General features: G+C 67.6%; 13 protein-coding genes. 6 read left to right on the top strand and 7 right to left on the bottom strand.

Annotation, left to right across the window (positions count from 1 at the left end; all coding sequences use genetic code 11):
- From gltB to J2728_RS06280, 3 genes are all read left to right on the top strand, one after another.
- Entirely contained in the window at positions 1 to 4,524 is a 4,524-nt protein-coding gene (gltB, locus tag J2728_RS06270; RefSeq protein WP_309997526.1) for a glutamate synthase large subunit, read from the top strand.
- A gap of 152 nt (positions 4,525 to 4,676) precedes the next feature.
- Positions 4,677 to 6,287 (top strand): cisplatin damage response ATP-dependent DNA ligase, encoded by a 1,611-nt coding sequence (locus J2728_RS06275; protein ID WP_309997527.1) that lies wholly within the window; start codon positions 4,677 to 4,679, stop codon positions 6,285 to 6,287.
- Between the two features lie 89 nt (positions 6,288 to 6,376).
- A complete protein-coding gene (locus J2728_RS06280; protein ID WP_309997529.1) occupies positions 6,377 to 7,564 on the top strand; it encodes an MFS transporter in 1,188 nt (395 codons plus the stop codon).
- Here the strand turns inward: J2728_RS06280 and J2728_RS06285 are convergent.
- Positions 7,561 to 8,721: a DegT/DnrJ/EryC1/StrS family aminotransferase gene (locus J2728_RS06285; RefSeq protein ID WP_309997531.1), complete on the bottom strand. Its 1,161-nt coding sequence runs from the start codon at positions 8,719 to 8,721 to the stop codon at positions 7,561 to 7,563. The genes J2728_RS06280 and J2728_RS06285 overlap by 4 nt on opposite strands.
- A 149-nt stretch (positions 8,722 to 8,870) precedes the next feature.
- On the opposite strand from J2728_RS06285, the gene J2728_RS06290 reads away from it, so the two are divergent.
- Positions 8,871 to 9,851: a mechanosensitive ion channel family protein gene (locus tag J2728_RS06290; protein ID WP_309997532.1), complete on the top strand. Its 981-nt coding sequence runs from the start codon at positions 8,871 to 8,873 to the stop codon at positions 9,849 to 9,851.
- A gap of 14 nt (positions 9,852 to 9,865) precedes the next feature.
- On the opposite strand, the gene J2728_RS06295 is transcribed toward J2728_RS06290, so the two are convergent.
- From J2728_RS06295 to J2728_RS06310, 4 genes are all read right to left on the bottom strand, one after another.
- Entirely contained in the window at positions 9,866 to 10,090 is a 225-nt protein-coding gene (locus J2728_RS06295) for a hypothetical protein (protein WP_309997534.1), read from the bottom strand.
- Positions 10,091 to 10,229: 139 nt separating this feature from the next.
- Positions 10,230 to 10,883: a fructose-6-phosphate aldolase gene (gene fsa, locus J2728_RS06300; protein WP_309997535.1), complete on the bottom strand. Its 654-nt coding sequence runs from the start codon at positions 10,881 to 10,883 to the stop codon at positions 10,230 to 10,232.
- A 70-nt stretch (positions 10,884 to 10,953) separates the two neighbouring features.
- On the bottom strand, positions 10,954 to 11,835 hold the full coding sequence (rfbD, locus tag J2728_RS06305) for a dTDP-4-dehydrorhamnose reductase (RefSeq protein ID WP_309997536.1): 882 nt from the start codon (positions 11,833 to 11,835) through the stop codon (positions 10,954 to 10,956).
- Positions 11,832 to 12,377: a D-glycero-alpha-D-manno-heptose-1,7-bisphosphate 7-phosphatase gene (locus tag J2728_RS06310; protein WP_309997537.1), complete on the bottom strand. Its 546-nt coding sequence runs from the start codon at positions 12,375 to 12,377 to the stop codon at positions 11,832 to 11,834. Before J2728_RS06310 ends, rfbD begins: the two co-directional genes overlap by 4 nt.
- A gap of 99 nt (positions 12,378 to 12,476) precedes the next feature.
- Here J2728_RS06310 and J2728_RS06315 point away from each other — a divergent pair, with 99 nt between their 5' ends.
- Positions 12,477 to 13,646: an AGE family epimerase/isomerase gene (locus J2728_RS06315; RefSeq protein ID WP_309997539.1), complete on the top strand. Its 1,170-nt coding sequence runs from the start codon at positions 12,477 to 12,479 to the stop codon at positions 13,644 to 13,646.
- Positions 13,647 to 13,653: 7 nt separating this feature from the next.
- On the opposite strand, the gene J2728_RS06320 is transcribed toward J2728_RS06315, so the two are convergent.
- Together J2728_RS06320 and J2728_RS06325 are read right to left on the bottom strand one after the other, a co-directional pair.
- Positions 13,654 to 14,964 carry a mannose-1-phosphate guanylyltransferase/mannose-6-phosphate isomerase gene (locus J2728_RS06320; protein ID WP_309997541.1) on the bottom strand — a complete coding sequence of 437 codons (1,311 nt, stop codon included), beginning with the start codon at positions 14,962 to 14,964 and terminating at the stop codon, positions 13,654 to 13,656.
- 92 nt (positions 14,965 to 15,056) lie between these two features.
- The gene (locus tag J2728_RS06325; protein ID WP_309997598.1) at positions 15,057 to 17,093 is read right to left on the bottom strand and encodes an NAD(+) synthase; all 2,037 of its coding nucleotides are present in this window, start codon (positions 17,091 to 17,093) and stop codon (positions 15,057 to 15,059) included.
- Positions 17,094 to 17,304: 211 nt separating this feature from the next.
- Between J2728_RS06325 and J2728_RS06330 the strand changes: the two genes are divergently transcribed.
- The coding region (locus tag J2728_RS06330; RefSeq protein WP_309997542.1) for a transketolase family protein at positions 17,305 to 18,710 on the top strand (1,406 nt) is incomplete at its 3' end.

Consider the following 18,710-nt stretch of genomic DNA (forward strand, 5'->3'; position numbering starts at 1 on the left):
ATGACCGCGATGGACCTCTATCTGAAGAACCGCCAGGCCCTGATCGACGGCCACGCCTATGACCCGTCGACCGAGCGCGACGCTTGCGGCGTGGGCCTGGTCTGCGCCATCGACGGCCAGCCGCGCCGCGAGGTCGTCGAACTGGCGATCAAGGCTCTGAAGGCCCTCTGGCACCGTGGGGCGGTCGACGCCGACGGCAAGACCGGCGACGGCGCCGGCGTGCTGGTCAGCGTCCCGCAGGACTTCTTCGTCGACCAGGTGCGCCGCACCGGCCACGCCCTGCGTCAGGGTCCGATCGCCGTCGGCCAGGTCTTCCTGCCCCGCACCGACCTCGGCGCGCAGGAGCTATGCCGGACCATCGTCGAGGCCGAGGCCCTCCGGTTCGGCTTCTACATATACGGCTGGCGTCAGGTGCCGGTCGACACCTCGGTGATCGGCGAGAAGGCCAACGCCACGCGCCCCGAGATCGAGCAGATCATGCTGGCCGCCCCCGCCGGCCTGGAGGGCGAGGCGCTGGAGCGCGCTCTGTTCCTGTGCCGCAAGCGCATCGAAAAGCGCGTCCACGCCCAGAACGTCACCGACTTCTACATCTGCTCGTTCTCGGCCAAGTCGCTGATCTACAAGGGCATGTTCCTCGCCGAACACATCGACGAGTTCTATCCCGACCTGAAGGACGAGCGCTTCGCCGCGGCCGTGGCGATCTTCCACCAGCGCTATTCGACCAACACCTTCCCGCAGTGGCGCCTGGCCCAGCCCTTCCGGATGCTCGCCCACAACGGCGAGATCAACACGATCAAGGGCAACATCAACTGGATGAAGTCCCACGAGATCAAGATGGCCGCCCAGGCCTTCGGCGAGTTCGGGGACGACGTGAAGCCGGTGATCCAGCCGGGGGCCTCCGATAGCGCCAACCTCGACAACACCTTCGAGGTGCTGGTGCGCGCCGGTCGCGACGCGCCGATGGCCAAGGCCCTGCTGGTGCCAGAAGCCGCCAACCCGAAGATGAAAGAGTCGCACAAGGCGCTCTATTCCTACTGCAACGCCGTCATGGAGCCATGGGACGGTCCGGCCGCCCTGTGCGCCACCGACGGTCGCTGGGTCGTGGCCGGCAAGGACCGCTCGGGCCTGCGCCCGCTGCGCGTGGCCTATACCGACGACGGCCTGGTCATCATGGGCTCGGAAGCCGGTATGTGCGGCGTCGAGGAATCCCGCATCACCCGCAAGCTGGCCATCTCGCCCGGCCGGATGATCGCCATCGATCTCGCCGAAGGCCGTCTCTACGGCGAGGACGAGATCATCGATGAACTGGCCGGCCGCCACCCCTACACCGAGTGGCTGGGCAACATGGTCGATCTCGAGAAGGAGATCGGTCCCGGTCCCGAGCCGCGCAAGTTTGGCCGCGAGGAACTGACCCGTCGTCAGGCCGCCGCCGGCTACAGCCTCGAGGACCTGGAGATGGTCCTCGCCCCCATGGTCGAGGAAGGCAAGGAAGCCGTCGGCTCGATGGGCGACGACACCCCGCTGGCGGTGCTGTCGGAGAAGTACCGCCCCCTCAGCCACTACTTCCGCCAGAACTTCAGCCAGGTGACCAACCCGCCGATCGACCCCCTGCGGGAGACCGGCGTCATGAGCCTGAAGACCCGCTTCAAGAACCTCGGCAATATCCTGGCCCAGGACGCGGCCCAGGCGGACGTCTACGTGCTGGAAAGCCCCGTGCTGACCACCGGCATGTACGAACGCGTCCATGCGCTGCTGGGCGAGAAGAACGTCGCGGTCATTGACTGCACCATGCCGCTGCCCGCCGCCGAGGCCCGCGCTGGCGACGCCCTGCGCGCCAACCTCGACCGCATCCGCGCCGAGGCGGAGGACGCCGTCCTGCGCGGCTGCGGCGCCATCGTCCTGACCGACGAGGCCAGCGACGCCGAGCGCGTGGCCCTGCCCATGATCCTGGCCACCGGCGGCGTTCACGCCCACTTGGTCGCCAAGGGTCTGCGGTCGTACGTCTCGATCATCGTCCGCTCGGCCGAATGCCTGGACACGCACTATTTCGCGGTGCTGGTCGGCGTCGGCGCCACGGCCGTGAACGCTTATCTGGCCCAGGAGAGCTTCCAGGACCGCCTGGAGCGCGGCCTGATCGGCGACAAGTCGCTGCGCGACGTCTGCATCAACTTCAAGACGGCCATCGAGGGCGGCCTGCTGAAGATCATCTCCAAGATGGGCATCAGCGTCATCTCCTCGTACCGCGGCGGCTACAACTTCGAAGCCGTCGGCCTGTCGCGCGCCCTGGCCGCCGAGTTTTTCCCCGGCATGCCTTCGCGCATCTCGGGCATCGGTCTCGCCGGCATCGAGAGCAAGGCGGTCGAGCTGCACCGCAAGGCCTGGGGGACGCCCGCCGTCACCCTGCCGGTCGGCGGCCTCTACAAGGCCCGCCGCTCGGGCGAGGCCCACGCCTTCGAGGCGCGCCTGATGCACACCCTGCAAACGGCCTGCGACACAGGCGATTACGAGCTCTATCGCCGCTGGTCCAACGGCCTGCGCACGCAGAAGCCGATCCAGTTGCGCGACCTTCTGGACTGGCGCTCGGACCGCAACCCGATCTCGACCGACGACGTCGAGAGCGTCAACGAGATCCGCAAGCGCTTCGTCACGCCGGGCATGAGCCTCGGGGCCCTCAGCCCCGAGGCGCACGGCGCCCTGAACATCGCCATGAACCGCATCGGCGCCCGCTCGGTCTCGGGCGAGGGCGGCGAGGATAGCGCGCGCTACAAGCCGCTGCCGAACGGCGACAACCCCAACAGCGCCATCAAGCAGGTAGCCTCGGGGCGCTTTGGCGTCACGGCCGAATATCTGAACCAGTGCGTCGAGCTGGAGATCAAGGTCGCCCAGGGCGCCAAGCCCGGCGAAGGCGGTCAGCTGCCCGGCTTCAAGGTCACCGAGATGATCGCCCGCCTGCGTCACTCCACCCCTGGAGTGATGCTGATCAGCCCGCCGCCGCACCACGACATCTACTCGATCGAGGACCTGGCTCAGCTCATCTATGACCTGAAGCAGATCAACCCGATCGCCCGCGTTACGGTGAAGCTGGTGGCCGCCACCGGCATCGGCGCGATCGCGGCGGGCGTGGCCAAGGCCAAGGCCGACGTGATCCTGGTCGCCGGCGGTGTCGGCGGCACGGGCGCCTCGCCGCAGACCTCGGTGAAGTACGCCGGTGGTCCGTGGGAGATGGGCCTATCGGAAGCCAACCAGGTGCTGACGCTGAACAACCTGCGCCACTCCGTCGTCCTGCGGGCCGACGGCGGCATGCGCACGGGTCGCGATATCGTCATCGCCGCCATGATGGGCGCCGAGGAGTTCGGCATCGGCACCGCCTCGCTGGTGGCGATGGGCTGCATCATGGTGCGCCAGTGCCACTCCAACACCTGCCCGGTCGGCGTCTGCACCCAGGACGAGGCCCTGCGCGCCAAGTTCACCGGCACGCCCGACAAGGTCATCAACCTTTTCACGTTCGTCGCCGAAGAGGTGCGCGAGATCCTGGCGGGCCTGGGCTTCAGGAGCCTGCAGGAGATCGTCGGCCGGACCGACCTCTTGGCCCAGGTCAGCCGCGGCGGCGAGCACCTCGACGACCTTGATTTGAACCCGCTGCTGGTCCGCGCCGATCCGGGCGCGAACAAGCCCTACTGCACGGTCGAGGGCCGCAACGCGGTGCCGGACACGCTGGACGCCCAGATCGTCCGCGACGCCGCTCCGCTGCTGGAACGCGGCGAGAAGATGCAGCTAACCTATACGGTCCGCAGCACCGCCCGCACCATCGGCACCCGCACCTCCAGCCACATCGTCCGCAAGTTCGGCATGAAGGGCCTGCCGTCGGGCCACCTGACCGTTCAGCTGAAGGGCTCGGCGGGCCAGAGCCTGGGCGCCTTCGCCGTCCAGGGCCTGCGCATCGAACTGACCGGCGAGGCCAACGACTATGTCGGCAAGGGTCTGTCGGGCGCGACGATCGTGATCAAGCCCGCGCGCGGTCTGGCCGCCCCGGAGACCAACACCCTGATCGGCAACACCGTGCTGTTCGGCGCCACCTCGGGCCGACTGTTCGCGGCCGGCCAGGCGGGCGAGCGCTTCGCGGTTCGTAACTCCGGCGCCGTGACGGTGGTCGAGGGCTGCGGCGCCAACGGCTGCGAGTACATGACCGGCGGCCAGGTGGTGATCCTGGGCCCGACGGGGAACAACTTCGGGGCCGGCATGACCGGCGGCATGGCCTTCGTGCTCGACCAGCACGACCGGTTCCAGTCCAACATCAACCCGGACAGCATCCTCGTTCAGCGCCTAGCCTCGCCCTACTGGGAAGGCGTGCTTCGCTCGCTGATCGCCGAGCACGCCCGCGAGACCGACTCGGTGTTCGCCGCGACCCTGCTGCGCGACTGGGACCGCGTCCGCGACCAGTTCTGGCAGGTCTGCCCGAAGGAGATGGTCAACCGCCTGCCCCAACCGCTGGCGGCCGAAGAGGCGGTTCACGAGCGGGCCTGATCGCCCCGAAACCTTGAGGACTGGAGCCGCCGCGAGAGCCTCACCGCTTTCGCGGCGGTTTCGTTTCCGGGCGGAGCGCCGGTCCCTTGCCCCCGCGCGAAGGAGCTGTGCGTATTGGCTTGAGCTGAACGAAGGGAGCCGTCCGACATTCCATGTCCATGCGCGCCTTCGCCCACCTGCTCGACCGGCTGTCCCTGACCAGCTCGCGCAACGCCAAGGTGACTCTGATCGAGGACCACCTGCGGCGGACGCCCGATCCTGATCGCGGCTACGCCCTGGCGGCGCTGACGGGCGCGCTGTCGTTCAACGCCGCCAAGCCGGCCTTCATCCGCAAGGCCGTCGAAGCGCGGATGGACGCCCAGCTGTTCGGCTGGTCCTATGATTATGTGGGCGACCTCGCCGAGACCGTCGCCCTGGTCTGGCCGGCCAAGCCCGGCGCGAACCGGCCGCCGGAGCTTTCCGAGGTGATCGACGCCCTGCACTCGGCCTCGCGCGCCGAGGTCCAGCGGCTGATCGAGGGCTGGCTCGACGCTCTGGATCCCGACGGCCGCTGGGCGCTCTTGAAGCTGATGACGGGCGGCCTGCGGGTCGGTGTCTCGTCGCGCCTGGCCAAACAGGCCTGCGCCAATTTCGGCGGGGTCGAGATCGGCGAGATCGAAGAGGTCTGGCACGCGATGAGCCCGCCCTACGGCGACCTTTTCGCCTGGTTGGAGGGCCGTTCCGAACGTCCCTCCCCAGATGCGCCGGGACGCTTCAGGCCGGTCATGCTGGCCCAGCCGATCGACGAGGCCGTCGACTTCGCCAAGCTCGATCCCGCCGACTACGTCGCCGAGTGGAAGTGGGACGGCATCCGCGTCCAGGCCGTCAGCGAGCGGGGGATGCGCAAGCTGTACACGCGCACGGGCGACGACATCTCGGCCAGCTTTCCCGACGTGATCGACGCCCTGGATTTCGAAGGCGCGATCGACGGCGAGTTGCTCGTGCTGCGCGAAGGCGCGCTGGCCGCGTTCGGCGACCTGCAGCAGCGCCTGAACCGCAAGACCGTCGACGGCAAGCAGCTGGCGAACTTTCCGGCCGGGATCCGGGCCTACGACCTGATGCTGGACGGCGAGGAGGACCTGCGGGCCCTACCCTTCGTCGAGCGGCGCGCCCGGTTGGAAGCCTTCGTCGGCCGCTTGAAGACCACCCGCATCGACCTTTCGCCCCTCCAGCCCTTCTCGACCTGGGAAGAGCTGGCCGCCCTGCGCCTCGATCCCCCCGAGGGTGACGCTCGCCTGTCTGAAGGGCTGATGCTCAAGCGCCGCGACAGCGTCTACGAGCCGGGTCGGCCGAAGGGTCCGTGGTTCAAATGGAAGCGCGACCCACACCTGATCGACGCGGTGCTGATGTACGCGCAACGCGGCCACGGCAAGCGATCCAGTTTCTATTCCGACTACACCTTCGGCGTCTGGCGCGAGGACGAGGAGGAGCGTCGAAACCTCACCCCTGTCGGCAAGGCCTATTTCGGCTTCACCGACGAAGAGCTGAAACAGATCGACAAGTTCGTGCGCGACCACACGATCGAGCGGTTCGGCCCCGTACGCTCGGTGCGCGCCGATCTGGAGTTCGGCCTGGTGTTCGAGGTGGCCTTCGAAGGCCTGCAACGCTCGACCCGCCATAAGTCGGGCGTCGCCATGCGATTTCCGCGCATAAATCGCATCCGCTGGGACAAACCCGCGCGCGAAGCCGACGAACTGGCCACGCTGGAAGCGATGCTCGACTAGGCGACGCGGCCCGGGCGCCTATATAGGCCGCCAAGCGTCGCCTCGACGTCGCGGCCCGCTCGGTCGCCGGCGGTCGCCCGGAGTCTCGCATGATCCAAACCTCGGAAGCCGGCGGACTGAGCCGTGGCCTGACCCTCGCCATGGCGACCGCCACGGGGATCGGCGTCGCCAACATCTACTACAACCAGCCGATGCTGGGCCTGATGCTGCGCGACGTGCCCAGCGGCCTGACCGCCATGGTTCCGACCGCCACGCAGCTGGGCTACGCCGCCGGTCTGTTTCTGCTGGTCCCGTTGGGCGACCTGGTCGAGCGACGCCGGCTGATCGTGCTTCAGTTCCTAGCCCTGGCGGCGGCGCTCGTCGCGGCGGCCGTCGCGCCGACGGCCGGGCTGATGATCCTGACTTCGCTACTGGTCGGCGCCGCGTCGACCGTAGCCCAGCAGATCGTGCCGTTCGCCGCGCATCTCTCGTCTCCAGAGCGGCGCGGGGCGACGGTCGGAACGGTCATGGCGGGCCTGCTATGCGGTATCCTGTTGAGCCGGACACTCGCCGGCTTCGTCGCCGAGCACGCCGGCTGGCGGGCGATGTTCTGGCTCGGCGCGCCGATGGCCCTCGCCGCCGGCGCCTGGATGGCCTTGAAACTGCCGCGCAGCCATCCCCAAGCGGGTCTGTCCTACGGCGCCTTGCTGGCCTCGCTGGGGCGGCTTTGGACCGAGTTTGGCGCCCTGCGCCTGGCGGTGGTCACCCAGGCCCTGTTGTTCGCGACCTTCACGGCCTTCTGGACAACCCTGGCTCTGCATCTGCAAGAGCCGCGCTTCCATCTCGGCGCCGACGTCGCGGGTCTGTTCGGGGTGATCGGCGCCGTGGGCATCCTGGCCGCGCCCTTGGCGGGCCGCATCGCCGACAAGCGCGGTCCGCGGCCGATCATCGCCCTGGGCGCCGGCCTGGCGCTGGTTTCTTGGCTGGTCTTCGGCTTTTGGACCGCCATCCCAGGCCTGATCATCGGCGTGATCCTGCTGGACTTCGCGGTGCAGAGCGCCCTCGTCTCGAACCAGCACGTCGTCTATGCGCTGCGGCCCGAAGCCCGCTCGCGGATCAACACCGTCTTCATGGGCGGCATGTTCCTGGGCGGGGCGGCCGGTTCGGCGGCGGCGGCCTTCGCCTGGAAGAGCGCCGGCTGGACCGGCGTCTGCGCTCTAGGCGTTGGCCTAACGGCGGCGGCGACCGCGCTTCAAGTGTTCAACCTGGCCCGTCGGCGCGCGCTGAAGGCCGCTTAGGCCCCGAACGACCGGATCGCGTCGATGATCTTCCGCTGGTCGGCCTCGCCCAGGTAGGGATGCATGGGCAGGGCCAGCACGGTCTCGGCCTTGGCCTCGGTGACCGGCAGGCCGCCCGCGCCGCGCGGGAAGGCCGCGTATGGCGCCTGCACGTGCATGGGGACCGGATAGTAGACGGCGGTCGGGATGCCTTGCGCCTTCAGATGGGCCGCGAGGCCGTCACGGTCGCGGTGCTCGATCACGTACTGAGCCCAGACCGAAACGCCGCCTTCGATCACCGCTGGCGTCGAGATCACCGCGCCCTTCAGGCCCTCGGCATAGCGATCGGCCACGACCTGCCGCAGCGCGATCTCCTCGGCGAAGATCGCCAGCTTCTCGATCAGGATCGCCGCCTGGATCGTGTCGAGGCGCGAATTCATGCCGATGCGGGTGTTGAGGTACTTGGGGTCGTGGTCGAAGGTCTTGCCCGCCAGGTCCGGGCCGACGGCCTTGCCATGGACGCGATAGCTGTCCATCAGGTCCCACAGCGTGGCGTCGTTCGTCAGCACCGCGCCGCCGTCGCCGTAGCAGCCCAGGGGCTTGGCCGGGAAGAAGCTGGTGGTGGCCACGTCCGCCCAGTGCAGGGGGTGCTTGCCGTCCAGCGTGCAGCCAAAGCCCTGGGCGCTATCGGCGATCAGCTTCAGACCTTCGCGGTCGCAGATCGCCTTGATCGCGGGATAGTCGGCGGGCTGGCCGAACAGATCGACGGCGATGACCACCTTGGGCGTGAGCTTGCCCTCGGCCTTCACGCCCGCGATGGCGGCGTCCAACTTGGCGGGGTCGATGTTGTAGGTGTCGGGCAGCACGTCGACGAACACGGGCGTCGCGCCGACCCACGGCACGACTTCCGGCGTCGCGGCGAAGGTGAACGACGGGCAGAACACCGCGTCACCCGGACCGACATCCCAGGCCATCAGCGGCAGGGCGATGGCGTCGGTGCCGTTGGCGCAAGACAAGGCGAGCTTGGCCTGGCCGAATTCCGCGAGCTTTGCCTCGAACTCCCGCACCTGCGGGCCCATGACATAGGCGCCGCTGTCCAGCACCTTGGCGATGGCGGCGTCGATCTTGTCGCGGATTCGGCGCTGCTGCGCGGCGAGGTCGATGAAGGGCATGCTCATGGGCGGCGCTCTTAGTCTTCGTTCATGACGAATTCGAGCCAATTGATGTAACCGACTGTTTCCACTTGCTCGACCGGCGAGCCTTAAGCGGAACCATGGACGCGCCCTGCCGTTGACGTGGACGCGCGGGGGCGCCTATCGAGATTTCCATGCAGACGAAGCCTAACCCGATCCCAGCGAACACGCCGCTGCCGTCGTTGATGAACGTGCGCGCGGATGAGACGATGTTCGGCCACTTCCTGAGTTGGCTGGGCGGAGTTGCCGTCAATCTGGTGGTCGCCGGCCTGACCCTGGCGGTCACCTTCTGGGCGGCCGGCTGGGCCGCCCGGTTCATGCGGCGCACCCTGAACCGCGTCCACCGCAGCGCGCCGGACCCGACGCTGGAGAGCTTCAGCGCCTCGCTGGCGCGCTACGCCGTAATCGCCGTGGGCCTGGTGGCCGTCCTGCAGCAGCTAGGCGTGCAGACCACCTCGATCCTCGCCGTGCTGGGCGCCGCCTCGCTGGCCATCGGCTTGGCCCTGCAAGGCGCTTTGTCGAACGTCGCCGCGGGGGTGATGATCTTGTTGTTCCGGCCTTACCGCGTCGGAGACGTGATCGAGACCGCGACGCGCCAAGGCACGGTCAAGTCTCTGGACCTGCTGTTCACCGAAATCGCCACCCCTGACAACGTCAAGGTGATGATCCCCAACAGCAAGGTGTTCGGGGATGTCATCCTGAACTACTCCACCCATCGCTATCGTCGGGCCGACGTGCTGTTCAAGGTGCCGTTGAAGACCGATCTCGTCCTGGTGCTCAAGCGCCTCCGCGAACGGGCCGAGAGCGATCCGCGCATTCGGAAGGACCCCGCGCCGATGATCGAGGTGACCGACCTGTCGGAAGCCTTCGCCCAGGCGGCGATCCGCGTCTGGACCGCGGCGGCCGACTTCGGTCCCGTGAAGACGGACATGATGCTGTCGGCGCACCTTTTGGCCGAGAACCCCGCGCGCGAAGACCTGCCGCCGCCGCGCCCGTCCAAGGCGGCCGACCCCTCTCCCGCCATGCCGGGCGAGGGCGAGCACCACCTGCTGGATCTGATCAAGGTTCGCCGCAAGAGCGCCTCGAGACGCCGCGTGGCGGCAAAAGACGCTTGAAGGAATAAAGCCGCCTAGAGAGCGCCCTGGCCCTGGGTCCATTCCCGCGCGAACTTCAAGCTGAGGCCGATCTCCTCGAACGCCACGCGCCGAAGCTGGCCCAGGCGTTCGGGCGCGTCGTGGATGATAACGAACGGAAACCCGTTCTCGGACAGGAAGTCGTGCAGGAAGCGCGAAAACCGATCGGCCTCTTCGGGACCCGTGAGGCGGACTTCGGTCTCGGCGATCTGGGGAACCATGGTCGTGGCCCTCTGTGAACGGACCACCTTTAACGCGCGAGCTCGCCTTTGCGAACCAGCTTCGCCATTGCGAAATAAACTGTGATCACTTGGTCGCCTCTCGGGCGAGCGAAACGCCCGCCCGAAAGCGCCGAGACCCTTACAGGATGGACTGACCCGTCGAGGCCCAGTCCTTCAGGAACTGCTCCAACCCCTTGTCCGTCAGCGGGTGCTTGTAAAGATCCGTGAAGACGGCGGGCGGGATCGTCACGACGTCGGCGCCGACGATGGCGGCTTCCTTGACGTGAGCGGCGTTACGCACCGAGGCGGCCAGGATTTCCGTCTCATAGCCGTAGTTGTCGTAGATCACGCGGATGTCGCGGATCAGGTCCATGCCATCGAAGCCGTAGTCATCCAGGCGGCCAATGAACGGCGAGACGAAGGTCGCGCCAGCCTTGGCGGCCAGCAGGGCCTGGGTCGGCGAGAAGCACAGCGTGACGTTGGTCTTGATCTCTTCGTCGGCGAAGGCCGCGCAGGCGATCAGGCCATCGCGGGTCAGCGGAATCTTCACGACGACGTTTGGCGCGATCGCCGCCAGCTTCTTGCCCTCGGCGATCATGGCGTCGGCGGTGGTCGCGGCGACCTCGGCGCTGATCGGGCCCGGCACGATGTCGCAGATCTCGGCGATCACCTCGAGCATCGGTCGGCCCGACTTGGCGATCAGGGTCGGGTTGGTGGTCACGCCGTCGATCAGGCCGGTGGAGGCCAGATCGGCGATGACCTTGGTGTCGGTGCTGTCGAGGAAGATCTGCATGGTCGCTCGCGCTGAATTTTTCTTGGAAAGTCCCGCCGGTTTATCGCGCGGGCGCGCGAGGCGCCAGCCGCTAGCCGATGGCTCCCGTCGCGACGAGCCGATCAGCCGCCCGTTCAACCGCGGAGCGCCAGGGTTCCGGCGCGAAACCGAACACCTCACGCAGCTTGGCGGTGTCGAGCGGCGAGCGCGGCGGCCGAGGCGCGGGTTCCGCGAAGGCGGCCTGGGTCGTCGGCTCGAGGCTAGCGCGCGTTAGCGGATCGCGATCAATGGCGGTCTTGGCGAAATCGAAACGGCTGGTCTCGCCGGCGTTAGCGAAATGGAAGAGGCCAAACGTCGGATCGCCCGACGGCGCGGCCGCCCAGCGCGGCGCGGTCGCGACCAGGAACGCGGCCAAGGCCTCCCCGTCGGTCGGCGTCCCGAACTGGTCGGCGACAACCTTCAGCACCTCCCGCTCCCGCGCCAAACGCAGCATGAAGCTGACATAGTTGCGGCCGTAACGCGAAAAGACCCAGGAGACGCGCAGCACGACCGCGCGGGGATGGGCCAGCACCGCCCGCTCGCCGGCCAGCTTGGAACGGCCGTACACGTTGAGCGGCTTCGCCTCGTCGGTCTCGACATAGGCGCGGTCGGTCAGGCCGTCGAACACGGCGTCCGTTGAGAGATGGACCAACGGCAGATCGCGCGCGACGCAGGCTTCCGCCATCACGCCCGGCGCGGTCGCGTTGACGGCGAAGGCTTCGTCCGGGCAAGACTCGGCCGGATCGACATGGGTGAAAGCCGCGGCGTTCAATACAAGATCGCAGTTCGCCGCTTGGATCGCCCCGCGAATGGCGTCGGGGTTTCGAAGGTCGCATTCGGCGCGCGAGAGGGCGACGACTTCGACGCCTTCTCGAGCGGCCGCCTGAACGGCGGTAGCGACCTGGCCGCTCCTGCCGAATTGCAGGATCCTCATTTCAGTTCGGGGACGCGATCGCCTAGCACCTGGGCGACGAAAGCCCGCAGATTGCCGCCCTTGAAGAGATAGCCGGGCATGCCGGCGCGGTTGCCGGCCTCCACGTCGATGTGACGATCGCCGATGATCACGGCTTCTTCCGGCTTCAGGTTCCACTCGGCCAAGCCCCGCAAAATCATACCGGGATTGGGTTTCCGATCCGGATGATCGGCCACGCGATAGGCGTCCACGATCGCCGATTCATGAAAGGGGGAATAATAGAAGGCGTTGATCTGCCCCCCGAACTCCGCCAACTGGTCCTGCATGGCGTCGTGGAAGCGGTCCATGGCCGCCTCGTCGAAATAGCCTCGGCCAATGCCCGACTGGTTGGTGACAACCAAGACCTTCAAGCCCGCCTTGCTTATCGCCGCCACGGCTTCGCGGGCGCCGTCGATCCACTCCAGCCGCGCTGGGTCGAAGACATAGCCGTGATCGATGTTGAGCACGCCATCCCGATCCAGGAAGACGGCCTTTAGGGGCGGAAGATCAGAGGCGCCGGTCATGACTTGAGCAGTACCGCGCGCGGCGCGATTTCGCCAGACCACTGTCTTGGCCTCGACACGGGTTGCGCTCTAGAAGAGCTCATCTCCGAGGAGCCCCCGATGACCAACGCCTTCGCCGACGCCACCCGTTTGCGCGACCGCCTCAAGACCTGGGCGACAGACGCGGCCTATCCCCTGTGGTGGACGGTCGGCGCGGATCACAAGAAGGGCGGCTTCTTCGAGAAGCTTGATCTGGATGGCGCGCCGGTCGACGGCCCTCGCCGCGGCCGGGTTCTGCCGCGCCAGATTTTCTCGTTCGCGATCGCCGGCGACCTGGGCTGGCCAGGTCCCTGGCGCGAAGCGGTCGAGCACGGGCTGAACTTCTATCTCGCGGCCTATCGCCGGCCCGATGGCCTGTTCCGCGCGCTGATCGGTCCAAACGGCGAGAGTCTCGATGAAACGGCGGAGCTCTACGACCAAGCCTTCGCCATCTTCGCCCTCGCGGCCGTCGCCACCGCGCTGCCGACCCGAGCGGCCGAGGCCAAGGCGATCGCCGTCGAGGTGCGCGAAAAGCTGATCGCGGAGCGCAAGCATCCGGTTGCGGGCTTCCACCAGTCCAATCCCCCGAGCGCGCCGCTGCAGTCAAACCCGCACATGCACCTGTTCGAAGCCATGCTGGCCTGGACCGCGATCGACGACGATCCGGCCTGGCGCGCCCTCGCCGATGAGATCGCCGAGCTGGCGCTCGCCAAGTTCATCGACGCCAAGAGCGGCCAACTGCGGGAATTCTTCGATCTAGACTGGAACGCCGCGCCGGGTGTCGAAGGCCGCATTTGCGAGCCGGGGCATCAGTTCGAGTGGGGTTGGCTGCTCATGCGTTGGGGCAGGCTCTCGGGACGCGCCGACGCGACCAAGGCGGCCCTGCGCATGATCGACGACGCCGAGACGCGCGGGATCGATCTGGCTCGCGGAGTGGCGATCAACGCTCTGCTCGACGATTTCTCGATCCACGACAACGGCGCGCGCCTTTGGCCTCAGACCGAGCGGATCAAGGCGGGGGTGCTGGCCGCCGAGATCACCGGCGAGACCAAGTATTGGGAAATGGCCGCGGCCGGCGCGGATGGGCTGCTGGCCTATCTGCGCACGCCGATCCCCGGGCTGTGGCGTGACAAATATCAGCCCGACGAGACCTTCGTGGAGGAGCCGGCGCCCGCCAGCTCCTTCTACCATATCGTTCTGGCGATCCTGGAACTGGACCGGACGGTCAGCGCTCGCGCCGCCAAGACGTGAGCCAGACCTATCGCGGGCGGGTGACCAGGAGGGTCGCCGCCCCGATGGCGCGGGCGCGGAACTCCGTCTCCAGGGGAATGACCGCCCCGGCGGCGTAGACATCGCCGTCCATCTCCAAAACGCCTTCGAGCAATTGGACCGTCGAGGGCGGCAAGATGAAGGCCTGACCGGCCGAGACGCGCCGCAGTTCGACGTCGAAACCGTCGGTGGAGACGAGGGTCTCGGTTCCGTCGGGCGAGGCGCCGCGGCGGGAGGCGATCGAGCGGCCCTTGGCCTTCAGGCCGTCGACCAGGGTCTTGACCGCCTGGCTGTCCTTGCGATGGCAGACCAGAACCGCGTCCGGCTCGACAACGACGACGATGTCGCTGACGCCGATGACGCCGACATAGGGCCCTGTGGAACGCACCAGCACGCCGGAGGCGCCATGCAGCTCGACGTCGCCGGCCTGGGCGTTGCCCTCGTCGTCGCGGGTCGAGGCCTCCCAAATCGCGTCCCAAGCGCCGAGGTCCGACCAGGCGAAGGCGGCGGGCACGACAGCCGCCTTCCGCGTCCGCTCCATCACCGCGTAGTCCAGAGAGATTTTCTTGGCCTGGGCGAAGGACTCGCGGTCGAGACGGCCAATGCCAGCCTCGATCTCCATGCCGCTGACGCAAGCCTTCGCCGCCGCCGCCACCGAGGGTTCGAAGGCCTCGAACTCGCCAAGAAGAGTCTCCGCCCGGAACGCGAAGTTGCCGCTGTTCCAGAGATAGCCCTCAAGGAGGTAGCGCTCGGCCGTGGCCTGGTCAGGCTTCTCGACGAAGGCCGCGACCTCACGAACCAAACCATCCAGCAAGGCTCCGCCTGGACGGATGTACCCAAAGCCCGTGGCGGGAACGGTTGGCTGAACGCCGAAGGTGACGATCAGGCCTTGCTCGGCGGCTTGAGCCGCGGCCAGCGCCGCCTGTTGAAACACCTCGGGTTCGGAAATGTGGTGGTCGGCCGCCAGCATCAGCACGACGCCATCCGGATCCTGGCGCTCGACATAGGCGGCGGCGGCGGCCACGGCCGGCGCGGAATCTCGCGCTTCCGGCTCGACCAGGATCGTGGTCCAGGCGCCGATCTCGGCGGTCTGTTCGGCGACGAAGCCCACCATGGCCTCGCCGGTGACCACCACCACCTCGGCGACGCCGGGGATGTCCTTGACCCGCAGCACCGTCTCCTGGAACGAGGAGCGATCGCCGACCAGCTTCAGGAACTGTTTGGGTTGATCGCTTCGCGATGCGGGCCATAGACGCGTGCCCGAACCGCCGCATAAGATCACCGGATATATCGCGGCCAAGACTCATCCCCACACATCTAGTCTTTGCCCCTGATAGGGCGTTATTGCGAAGGGTGCTTAAAGGGAAAGTCGCCGGTAACGAAGAGTTTTCGTCAGGCTGGAACGCCGGCGTGCAGTTCGGCCAGCCAGGCGTCAGCCGTGGCGTCCGAGGGCATCCGCCAGTCGCCGCGCGGCGACAAGGCGCCGCCCGACGAGATCTTGGGACCGTTGGGCACGGCCGAGCGCTTGAACTGGTTGGCGAAGAAGCGCTTCAGGAAAAGCTCCAGCCAGCGCTTGATCTCGGGCAGGTCATAGGCGCGGCGGGCGCTGTCGGGCAGGCCGACCGGCCAGCCGCCCTTGTCCGCGTCATGCCAGGCGCTCCAGGCCAGGAAGGCGATCTTGGACGGCGCCATGCCGTAGCGCGTCATGTAGTAGAGATTGAAGTCCTGCAACGCGTAGGGACCAACGAAGCTCTCGGTCGCCTGCACCTCTTCTCCCGGGATCAGCTCGGGCGAGATCTCGGTGGCCAGGATGTCTTCCAGCAGGGCCGTCGTGCTGGCGTCCACATCGCCGGAATGGGCCACGAAGCGGATCAGATGCTGGATCAGTGTCTTGGGCGCCCCGCAATTGGGGTTGTAGTGGCTCATGTGGTCGCCGACGCCATAGGTGCACCAGCCTAGGGCCAGCTCCGACAGGTCGCCCGTGCCCACGACGAGCGCGCCGTTATGGTTCGCCAGACGGAACAGATAGTCAGTGCGCAGGCCCGCCTGCACGTTCTCGAATGTCACGTCATAGACCGCCTCGCCCCGCCCGAACGGGTGGTCAAGGTCCTTCAGCATCTGGGTCGCGGCCGGGCGAATGTCGAGTTCGGCGGCGGTCACCCCCATGGCCTTCATCAGGGCCCAGGCGTTCGACTTGGTGCGATCGGACGTGGCGAAGCCGGGCAGGGTGTAGGCCAGGATGTTCCCGCGCGGCAGGGAGAGCTGATCGATGGCCTTGGCGGCCACCAGCAGCGCCTGGGTTGAGTCGAGACCGCCCGAGATGCCGATCACCAGCTTCTTGAGGCCCGAAGCCTCCAGCCGGCGCGCCAGGCCCTGAACCTGGATGTTGTAGGCCTCGTAGCAGTTCTCGCGCAGCTTGGCGGGATCGGACGGCGTGAACGGGAAGCGCTCGACGCCGCGCGCCAGGGCTAGGTCGCCGGCCGGGGGCTGGAAGTCGAACGAGACCACCCGGAACGGGACCTTGGGCGGGGCCAGCGCCATGGAGTCGCCGAAGCTGCCGACCCGCATCCGCTCCTGGCGGATCCGCTCGACATCGACGTCGGCGAAGGTCCAGGCCGGACCGGTCGAGAACCGCGCGGTCTCGGCCAGCAGTTGGCCCATCTCGTGGATATCGACGTGACCGTCCCAGGCGAGGTCCGTCGAGCTCTCGCCCGCCCCGGCCGCGGAATAGACATAGGCCGCGATCGCCCGTTCCGACTGGCTGGCGCACAGCAGGCGGCGAGTCTCGGACTTGCCGATGGTGATGTTGCTGGCCGAGAGGTTCAGCAGAATCTCGGCGCCGGCCAAGGCCTGCGCCGTGCTCGGCGGATTGGGCGTCCAGACGTCCTCGCAAATCTCGACGCCGATGGTGAAGGGCGTCGGGCCATTCGCGCGGAAAAGGACATCGGTCCCGAAGGGGACGGCCTGGCCCCCGAGGCTCAAGCTCTTGCCGACGACACCGGCGCCGGCCGTGAACCAGCGCCGCTCGTAGAACTCGCGGTAGTTGGGCAGGAAGCTCTTGGGAACGACGCCCAGCACCTTGCCGCCCTGGATCGCGACGCCCGTGTTGTAGAGCCGGCCGGCGTCTCGGAGAGGCGCCCCGACCACGATCATCGGCGAGAGGTCGCGGCTCGCTTCGGCCAGGGTCGCGATCGCCGCCTCGGCGGCGTCCAGCAGGACCTCCTGCTGCAGCAGGTCGTCGATCGTGTAGCCGGTCAGGCCCAGCTCGGGAAAGACGATGACGGCGACGCCCGCGTCGTGAGCCTCGCGCGCCAGGGCCAGCACGCTCTTCGCGTTCGCGGCGGGATCGGCCAGCTTCACCTTCGGCACGGCGGTCGCCACCCGGACGAAGCCGTGGCGGTAGGGCGAGAAGAACGACGGACTACCCAAACGACCGGCCTTTCCCATCTGGTGAGCGCCTTATGCTGAAAGTGAGCATAAGGCGCGTTTCAGCTATAACGCCTGCGAAGCATGTTGCATAGCGCCCACGGCGGGCGTTCGGCGCCCGTCTTAGGCCCCTGTCGCGGGTTGACCCCTCCGGGTTCCCATGCGACTGCGCCCCTCGCGCAGCCCCGCAAAACAACGACAAGACGGAACTTCCATGCCCGTTTCGCCCATCAAGATGGCCGACGCGATCCGCGTCCTTTCCATGGACGCCGTGCACAAGGCCAAGTCGGGACACCAAGGCATGCCGATGGGCATGGCGGACGTGGCGACGGTGCTGTGGAGCAAGTTCCTGAAGTTCGACGCGAGCCAGCCCAACTGGGCGGATCGCGACCGTTTCGTGCTGTCGGCCGGCCACGGGTCGATGCTGCTCTATTCCCTGCTTCACCTGACCGGCTTCAAGGCCGTGACGATGAAGGAGATCGAGAACTTCCGTCAGTGGGGTTCGCTGACCCCCGGCCACCCGGAAGTCCACCACACGCCTGGCGTCGAGACCACGACCGGTCCGCTGGGCCAGGGCCTGGCCACCGCCGTCGGCATGGCGATGGCCGAGGCGCATCTGTCCGCCCGCTTTGGCCATGACCTCGTCGATCACCGCACCTGGGTGATCGCCGGCGACGGCTGCCTGATGGAAGGCGTCAGCCACGAGGCCATCAGCATCGCCGGCCGTCTGCGTCTGAAGAAGCTGACGGTGCTGTTCGACGACAACAACACCACGATCGACGGCGAGGCCACGATCTCCGAGACCGGCGACCAGGTCACCCGCTTCAAGGCCGCCGGCTGGGCCGTGAAGGTCGTGGACGGCCACGACCACGGCAAGATCGCCGCCGCCCTGCGCTGGGCCACCAAGCAGGACCGCCCGGCCATGATCGCGTGCAAGACGCTGATCTCGAAGGGCGCGGGCCCCAAGGAAGGCGACCCTCACAGCCACGGCTACACCCTGTTCGACGATCAGATCAAAGCCGCCCGCGAGGCGATGGGGTGGGACGCCGCGCCGTTCACCGTGCCCGACGACATCGCCAAGGCCTGGAAGAGCGTCGGCCGTCGCGGCGGCAAGGTCCGCAAGGCTTGGGAGACCAAGCTGGCCGCCTCGATCAACGCCAGCGACTTCAAGCGCGCCATGGCGGGCGAACTGCCGGCCAACGCCTTCGAGGCCCTGGACGCCCACATCGCCAAGGCGCTGGAGACCAAGCCGGTCAACGCCACCCGCGTCCACTCCGGCTCGGCGCTGGATCACTTGATCCCGGCCATCCCCGAGATGATCGGCGGCTCGGCCGACCTGACCGGCTCGAACAACACCCTGGTCAAGGGCATGGGCGCGTTCGACACGCCCGACTACAAAGGCCGCTACGTCCATTACGGCGTGCGGGAGTTCGGCATGGCCGCTGCCATGAACGGCATGTCGCTGCACGGCGGCGTGATCCCGTATTCGGGCACCTTCCTGGCCTTCGCCGACTACAGCCGCGCGGCCATCCGCCTGGGCGCCCTGATGGAAGCCCGCGTCATCCACGTGATGACCCACGACTCCATCGGCCTGGGCGAGGACGGTCCCACCCACCAGCC

The sequence above is a fragment of the Caulobacter segnis genome, from assembly GCF_031454995.1.
Lineage (GTDB): Bacteria > Pseudomonadota > Alphaproteobacteria > Caulobacterales > Caulobacteraceae > Caulobacter > Caulobacter segnis_E.

What these genes read in the sequence shown, in the direction of transcription:
- gltB (WP_309997526.1), top strand. Translation starts at nt 1, where the DNA reads ATGACCGCGATGGACCTCTATCTGAAGAACCGCCAGGCCCTGATCGAC.
- J2728_RS06275 (WP_309997527.1), top strand. Translation starts at nt 4,677, where the DNA reads ATGTCCATGCGCGCCTTCGCCCACCTGCTCGACCGGCTGTCCCTGACC.
- J2728_RS06280 (WP_309997529.1), top strand. Translation starts at nt 6,377, where the DNA reads ATGATCCAAACCTCGGAAGCCGGCGGACTGAGCCGTGGCCTGACCCTC.
- J2728_RS06285 (WP_309997531.1), bottom strand. Translation starts at nt 8,721, where the DNA reads ATGAGCATGCCCTTCATCGACCTCGCCGCGCAGCAGCGCCGAATCCGC.
- J2728_RS06290 (WP_309997532.1), top strand. Translation starts at nt 8,871, where the DNA reads ATGCAGACGAAGCCTAACCCGATCCCAGCGAACACGCCGCTGCCGTCG.
- J2728_RS06295 (WP_309997534.1), bottom strand. Translation starts at nt 10,090, where the DNA reads ATGGTTCCCCAGATCGCCGAGACCGAAGTCCGCCTCACGGGTCCCGAA.
- fsa (WP_309997535.1), bottom strand. Translation starts at nt 10,883, where the DNA reads ATGCAGATCTTCCTCGACAGCACCGACACCAAGGTCATCGCCGATCTG.
- rfbD (WP_309997536.1), bottom strand. Translation starts at nt 11,835, where the DNA reads ATGAGGATCCTGCAATTCGGCAGGAGCGGCCAGGTCGCTACCGCCGTT.
- J2728_RS06310 (WP_309997537.1), bottom strand. Translation starts at nt 12,377, where the DNA reads ATGACCGGCGCCTCTGATCTTCCGCCCCTAAAGGCCGTCTTCCTGGAT.
- J2728_RS06315 (WP_309997539.1), top strand. Translation starts at nt 12,477, where the DNA reads ATGACCAACGCCTTCGCCGACGCCACCCGTTTGCGCGACCGCCTCAAG.